This window comes from Bradyrhizobium sp. Mp27 (assembly GCF_029953005.1).
Taxonomy (GTDB): domain Bacteria; phylum Pseudomonadota; class Alphaproteobacteria; order Rhizobiales; family Xanthobacteraceae; genus Bradyrhizobium; species Bradyrhizobium barranii.
This window is the reverse complement of record NZ_JASAUS010000263.1, coordinates 1-6,536: the sequence shown is the minus strand read 5'-3', so window position 1 is coordinate 6,536 and position 6,536 is coordinate 1. Positions and strand designations below refer to the sequence as shown.

The window sequence follows — 6,536 nt, the reverse complement described above, 5'->3', positions numbered from 1 at the left end:
CTGGGAGAGCCATACGGCTGATCCCGAAGAGAAGCACGGCCCCGCGAGCGGTACCGAACCCAAGGAGGCGCCCAATCAAGCCCTTGACTAAATCCGGCCGAATAGAGAAGACCCCAAAGGGGACCCCTTTGATCGGCGCGTCTTGATGGTAGCGCTCGCGGCGTCGGAGCTGGCCGGGGTTGCGGAGACGGCGCGAGCGCGGGTTGTTTGATCGTCGTCGCGGCCGGAACCAAACGGCGCGACCGAACGCGAAGCGTAAAACTGCGCCTGCTCGATATCTCGCGAACCGCGCGTGCCAAAGGACCGCTCAATCACGAGAGGCTCAAGCAAGGCTACCGCGGCTGTTGAACTCGACGAGCCGTGTGGTGGGGCAAGCCGAGCGCTTCTCCCATGAGATATCCACCGGCGTGAAGCGGGCCAGCGGCATCTTGAAACGGTGGCTACGATGAACCAGAAATCCTCCCCGTCTCACAGGTCCTGACGGCGGACAGCACAGGCTATTACGTGGCCAATGTCGGCCTACGCGATCACCACAAGCCGATTGATATCATCTTTTCGGCGCTGGTGTTTGGCATTTGCCGCGTTTGCCTACAACATCGGGCGGATCACGTTCGCTCTGGACATTCCCTGGGCCTCTACAGCGGTTTTTCTATGTGCAGTTCTGCTGGGCGGCCTATGGAGCCTAATCGGCCGTCCCTGAGCTTCTGTTGCGGCATTCACGGATCGGGGTGCGAGATCCGGACACAGCACGAGCTTGCCCTCGAGACCTCCCGCCTCGAGGCGGCGGTGAGCCTCGGTGACCTCGTTGAAGGAGATCCGCTCGGCGACGCGCGGCCGGATGGCGCGAGTTGCCAAAAGCCCGAACAGCCGCTCCAAGTCATCCTTGAACCAGGTCGGATGTCGCGCCCGCATCGCATTGACCGAGTAAAAGCGAGCGCGCTTGCCGCTGGGCAACAGCCTCCACAGGTACAGGCGCGCAATCTCCATCAGGATGGGGAACATGCCGCGCTGTGCCTGCACACTCGCAGAGAAGCCGATGGCGCAGAGCAGGCCGCCTGGCTTGAGCGCTCCGTATGAGCGGCGATAGCCGTCTTCGCCAATTCCATCGACGACGACGTCGAATCCGCCCGACACGACGCGCGTGAAGTCCTCATGTTCGCAGTCGATCGGCGTTGCCCCCAGCTCTCGGACGAGCACCATGTGCTCGCCGCGCACGGTACCCCACAGCTCGAGACCGGCCAGCCTTCCAAGGATGAGCAGCGCCTGGCCGACAGCGCCAGCGGCGCCGTGCACCAGCACGCGCTGACCTGGCTGCACCCGGGCCGCGCGGTGCAGAAGCTGGTACGCGGTCGTCCAGCTCAAGATCAGGGTGGCCGCCTCCGCTGCGTCTACGTCTATCGGCACGCGGGCCACGTCGTTCGCCCGAAGCGTACGATAATCGGCGTTTGACCCGACCACAGTCATGTCGGCCACGCGGTCGCCAATCTGAAAATCGTGCACGTCCTCACCGAGCTGATCGATTATCCCGACGACGTCGTAACCCATTACGAACGGCGGGCGGAGGCGCATCGTTTGCGGGTATAGGTGGCGCCTGATCAACACCTCGGTGTAATTGAGGCTTGACGCGATTACACGGACCCGCACCTCTCCCCGACCAGCTGTCGGCAGGGGAGCGTCGATCACCTCCAGCCTCTCCGGATCACCGAAGCTGCTGACTTGAACAACTCGATTGCGCAGCTCTATCATGAGTGATCTCCCTGCAATCTCGTAATTCTGCGCAAGGACGGCACCAGTCCGCAGCTGCGCGACGAAAATGAACAACTGAAAGCGCTTTTGGCGCAAACGCAGGCGGCCTTGAGCGAGCATCAGGGGGCGCTGGCGGCGTCGGAAGAAGCCCGACGTCGGCTGGAGGTCATCCTCGGCGAATTGCGCCGCGAAAAGTTCGGCGCGAAGTCCGAGAAGCTGCGGCCAGATCAGTATCACTTACCGTTGGAAGACGTGGAGATCGCGCAGGGCATTCTGGACGCGGCGCAGGAAAGAGCCGAGGCTGTGATCAAGGGCCGCTCGCGGAGCGTGCCGGATCAAGGTTCTCATCGCAATCGCGGCTGCTTGCCTGCCCATTTGCCGCGGGTGGAACGGATCATCGAGCCTGCGAGCACGCTCTGTCCGTGCGGTTGCGGCGCCATGACGAAGATCGGCGAGGACGTCAGCAAACGCCTCGACGTGATCCCGGCGCAATGGCGGGTGTTGGTCACGCGCCGCCCGAAATACATCTGTCGCCACTGCTCGGGCCCTGTCGTGCAGGCGCACGCACCGGAGCACGTCGTGCCCAGCGGGCTGCCGACCGAAGCGGCGATTGCGCACGTGATCGTCTCCAAGTTTGGCGACCATACGCCGTTTTACCGCCAGGCCGAGATCTATGCGCGCCAGGGCATCCGACTTGATCGGGCGACACTGGGCAACTGGTCCGGCCGCGCCTGCTTCCATCTTCAGCCCATCGCGGACCACATGCGCCACCGCCTAGCCATGGCGGATCGTCTGTTCATGGACGAAACCACGGCGCCGGTGCTCGATCCCGGGCGTGGCCAAACGAAGAAAGGCTACTTCTGGGCGATCGTCTCCGACGACCGCGGCCACAGCGGTCCAAGTCCGCCGATCGTGCTGTTCCGATATGCCCCCGGTCGCAGCGGTGCCTTTGCGGAGCAGTTCCTGGATGGCTTTTGCGGACACTTCCTGCAATGCGATGCCTATGACGGTTATGACCGGCTAACCGAAGTCGCTCGACCGCAAGGGCCGTGGACGCTCGTGCATTGCTGGAGCCATTTGCGCCGGCGCTTCGTCAAATTGGCCCGTAACAGCAAATCGCCGATCGCCGAGGCCGCCGTTCGGCACATCGCACAGCTTTACGCCATCGAAGCCATGGTGCGCGGCTCATCGCCGGACATCCGGCTGGCCGCGCGTAGGGAGCACTCGCTGCCCATGATCGCCGCGTTAAAGCCTTGGTTCGAGAAACAGCTGTCGATGATCTCCAGCGGTTCGACGCTCGCCGAGGACATCCGCTACGCGCTCAATCACTGGCAGGGGCTGACCCGCTTCCTCGAAGACGGGCGCCTCGAGCTCGACACGAAGCCGGTCGAGAACGCCATCCGGCCAGTCTGCCTGACCAGAAAAAATGCTCTCTTCGCCGGGCATGAGGTTGGAGCTGAAAATTGGGCCTTGCTTGCGTCGCTCGTCGCCACCTGCAAGCTCAACGACGTCAACCCGGCCGCCTACATCGCCGAAACACTCGAGGCCATTATCGATGGCCATCCCCATAGCAGAATCGAAGACCTCATGCCGTGGCGATTCCGCAAAGCGTCAAGCCTGCGTCCATAGGGTGACGGCTAAGCGCTTACTGCGCTGCTCGCGATGCTCGGGTTTCTGCGATGTCAGCCATCTCATATGGGCTGGTCCCCACGTCGTCTTGCCCGGATAGATGCGTCCCAGCCGCAGCAGCCTCGCTCGGCGTTCTGGTCTCGAACCTCAAAACGGTCTGGGCTGCGCCGACGACGGATGCTCGCCTCAAGAAGCGGATTGTGCGCACCCTCATCCATGAGGTCGTGGCCGATATAGACAACGCGGCCTCGGAGATCTGCCGCTACTGAGAGGCCGGTTCAATAGAATTACCTATAACCGCCGCCTCCGCGTCAGATGGCGGCTGTTCGCTTAAACCATTTCCTTGGTAGGCCAATGCAGTAGCCGCGGCTACGAAGCTCTGGCTCGGACCTGTTAAGCGTTTCGCAAATGGATTTCACGGGTGAGCCTGCATCAACAAGCTCGCGCAGCAATTCGTCTTCTCGTTTGGTCCAGGGAGGAGAACGGAGAGTCAACTTCAATCCAATTTCTTAGCGTCGGTTTCATGCGTGGAGGAGAGTTGGCGCCCAGACTTGTGCCTGCCTTTCCGTGCTGAGCATCTTGCCAAGCGTTGTCTGCAATCTCGGCGTTCTGGAATGGCGTACAGTCCCAATCAGAGTGGCGCAATCGTTTGGACAACTTCGAGGACGTCTCATAGCGACGACCTCGCCTGTCCTCAGCTATGCATCGCACTCAAAAAGAGTGACAGGGGAACCGCTCCTTCGAAAGCTATACGTTGGCATAGTTGAAGCTAATGCCAGTTGGACCAATCGGACTCACCCAGGCGCTGGCGGACGATCTGTGAGATCGCTGTGCTGCCCTGGAGTTAAGCTAAAGCAATGCGGACGCTTTGTAAGCTGACCCAGTGATATTGGTGCAAGCAGCCGTTGAAGCTAGCAACAGAGCAATTGCGGACGAACAGGAAATCGAAGTTCGGACATGGGTGATCTTATGGAATGACACCCCGGCACTTGTTTGCCAGTGCTGCTGCATCTGAAAATCAAGCGCGCGATGTTGTCAGAGATCGCCTACCTGTGTCTGGCAGGCCGAACCGACCTTATGGGGTGCTGAAAAAGCGCGCGGCCTCTTAAAGGCCGCATTCCGTGTGGTAGGCCAGTACTTGAAAGTGCGAGCATTTCGCCGCGCTACTTGAGACGAGAGGAGGATTTCGATGTTCGAGGCTAAAGACTACCGCGTGTGTTGCCACGACTTCGTCACCCCGACCAACCGCATCATCTACCCGGCGCAGGAGCCCTTACTAACCTACTCTGAGGCCGTCCGGCACGTGCAGGCCGAGCAGGCCAAGGGCTACGTGGTGGCCTGGGTCATCGATCGCACCGGAGCAGGCGCCACCAAATGAGATGGGTGGTTCGAACGCATCGGTTCGACGTTGATCGTAAGCATTGGGGTCGAACCATTTGGCCCCAAAGGAGAATATTTTCGTGTTCTGGATGGATGAGGTAGCCGATTGCCTCGAGAAGGTCGGCATAGCTGGGCCCCCGACCTCTTTCGGGGGGCTGCGGCATCGAGCAAGAGGAGAAGACCGTCCTCGGCGTGTCGTCTAACTATTTTTTTGAGCTTGATCACATGATCCCAGCCGCGCCAAAAATGCTGCAAGCCGTTTCCACGCCGAATCACAAGCAGAAGAAAACTCGACCAGGACTCGCGCTGGTCAGCGTCATCAGAAGCTGTGCGCGCTCGACAGGACGATCGAGCCAGTGCGTCGAGGTCTATCCCTGCATAGGTGGACGCGACGAGGCGACGGGAAAGCGCTTGCACGGTGCATTGGAAGGCTTGGGATCCGGCAAGGTTCCGATTCGCGCACTGTACCTCGGCGGTCCCAAACACGAGGGCGCAGAGAGGTCTGTTTCGGGCGCGGGATTTTGGCTGGGACACGAGCCCGTCAGAGCGTTGCCGCCGCCGCTCTGAAATGGTCGGGAAACCTTCTGATAATTATTACTAACCTAACATGTGATCCGCTCCCCTCGGCACTTTTGGAAGATACCCCAACTGCTGTTGCAGGGCAGCCAAAGTTAGACGGGCGGAATCCAATCGCGCAGTCGCCTCCACTAGAGCGTCCCGCGTTTTGTCCGACCGCGCAACCGCTGCGGAGCCAATCTCAAATAGGCTGTTGTTGAGATGCGGTGCCACTTCGCCTCGCAAAGCACGCTTTAAATCGAGTAGGATGCTCGACAGCGCTCGTTGTGCGCACGCGTCCTCTCGTTCCAGGTTTTCCGCCAAGTCGAGCGCCGCGCGATAGTGTCGTATCGCTGCAGCGACTCTGCTTTCGAGATCGGTGTTATCGCCCATCTGCTTTTCTTCCTCGCAAATCGCTGAGCATTTTGTTGCGGCCTGAACGGGCAAAAATTAGGCGGCTTACGGGTGAGGCGGGCGAGGTGATGCGCTGGCTCATACGTCGAGCCGAGCATCGAGCCCGGTATGCCGTCGTTGCTGATGCGTTCCGTCTCGACTTTTTCATCTCCGACAATATTGCCGTTCCCCGCACGCCCGTTCTTTCTTTAGTTGGGAGCCAGCCGGTCTGTTGTATGCTGGCCGAGTCTTTCCCTGATCGCCGCTTTCGCGATAATCAGCTACGCCCGCCAGCTTCTCCCCGGTAGAACCTGTTCTCGCCGACGCACGCCCGCATGTCGGTGCGACGGAACCAGATGGCGCGTCCGCACCGCAGCGGCGGGTTGCCGGCGGTGAAAATGATCTGTTCGTCCGTTCGCATGCGCAGCACTTCATGCGGCAGCACGAGCGGCCGGCGCGCGAGCTGTTTGGACCGGGTGCGGGAGGAACCCGATGTCTGCGAGGACTGGCTCAGCTGATCCACCTCGACCGTCGTGTCACCGCAGCGCTTGGAGATGTAGTCCGCCGTTTCAGGGTCGTTGATCGCCGAGAAGGAGATCCAGGACGCGCTTTCGAACCATTTGCTGGTGGCGTCACGCCCGCCATAGGCCTCGCGCATCTGGCCGATCGACTGGTAAAGCATCAAGAGGGTGATGCCGTATTTGCGGCCCGCATCACGCGCGGTTTCGAGAATGCGCAAGTATCCGAGCCGAGCGACCTCATCGAGCAGGAACAAGGTGCGGCCGGTCACTTCGCCATTGCGATTGTAGATGGCGTTGAGCAGCGAGCCGATG

The 6,536-nt window shown here is 60.8% G+C and carries 4 protein-coding genes and 1 pseudogene; 3 read left to right on the top strand and 2 right to left on the bottom strand.

Features of this window, described 5'->3' with window-relative positions:
* Positions 1-225: 225 nt before the first annotated feature.
* Positions 226-437: pseudogene (locus QJT78_RS47345) on the top strand (ISNCY family transposase); the annotation flags it as partial.
* Between the two features lie 151 nt (positions 438-588).
* Here QJT78_RS47345 and QJT78_RS47340 read toward each other — a convergent pair.
* Positions 589-1,746: a medium chain dehydrogenase/reductase family protein gene (locus QJT78_RS47340; protein ID WP_081494981.1), complete on the bottom strand. Its 1,158-nt coding sequence runs from the start codon at positions 1,744-1,746 to the stop codon at positions 589-591.
* 87 nt (positions 1,747-1,833) lie between these two features.
* On the opposite strand from QJT78_RS47340, the gene QJT78_RS47335 reads away from it, so the two are divergent.
* Both QJT78_RS47335 and QJT78_RS47330 read left to right on the top strand, forming a co-directional pair.
* On the top strand, positions 1,834-3,375 hold the full coding sequence (locus QJT78_RS47335) for an IS66 family transposase (protein ID WP_281460735.1): 1,542 nt from the start codon (positions 1,834-1,836) through the stop codon (positions 3,373-3,375).
* Between the two features lie 1,189 nt (positions 3,376-4,564).
* The gene (locus QJT78_RS47330; RefSeq protein WP_224518069.1) at positions 4,565-4,753 is read left to right on the top strand and encodes a hypothetical protein; all 189 of its coding nucleotides are present in this window, start codon (positions 4,565-4,567) and stop codon (positions 4,751-4,753) included.
* A 1,227-nt stretch (positions 4,754-5,980) separates the two neighbouring features.
* On the opposite strand, the gene QJT78_RS47325 is transcribed toward QJT78_RS47330, so the two are convergent.
* The coding region (locus tag QJT78_RS47325; RefSeq protein ID WP_281460734.1) for a type IV secretory system conjugative DNA transfer family protein at positions 5,981-6,536 on the bottom strand (556 nt) is incomplete at its 5' end.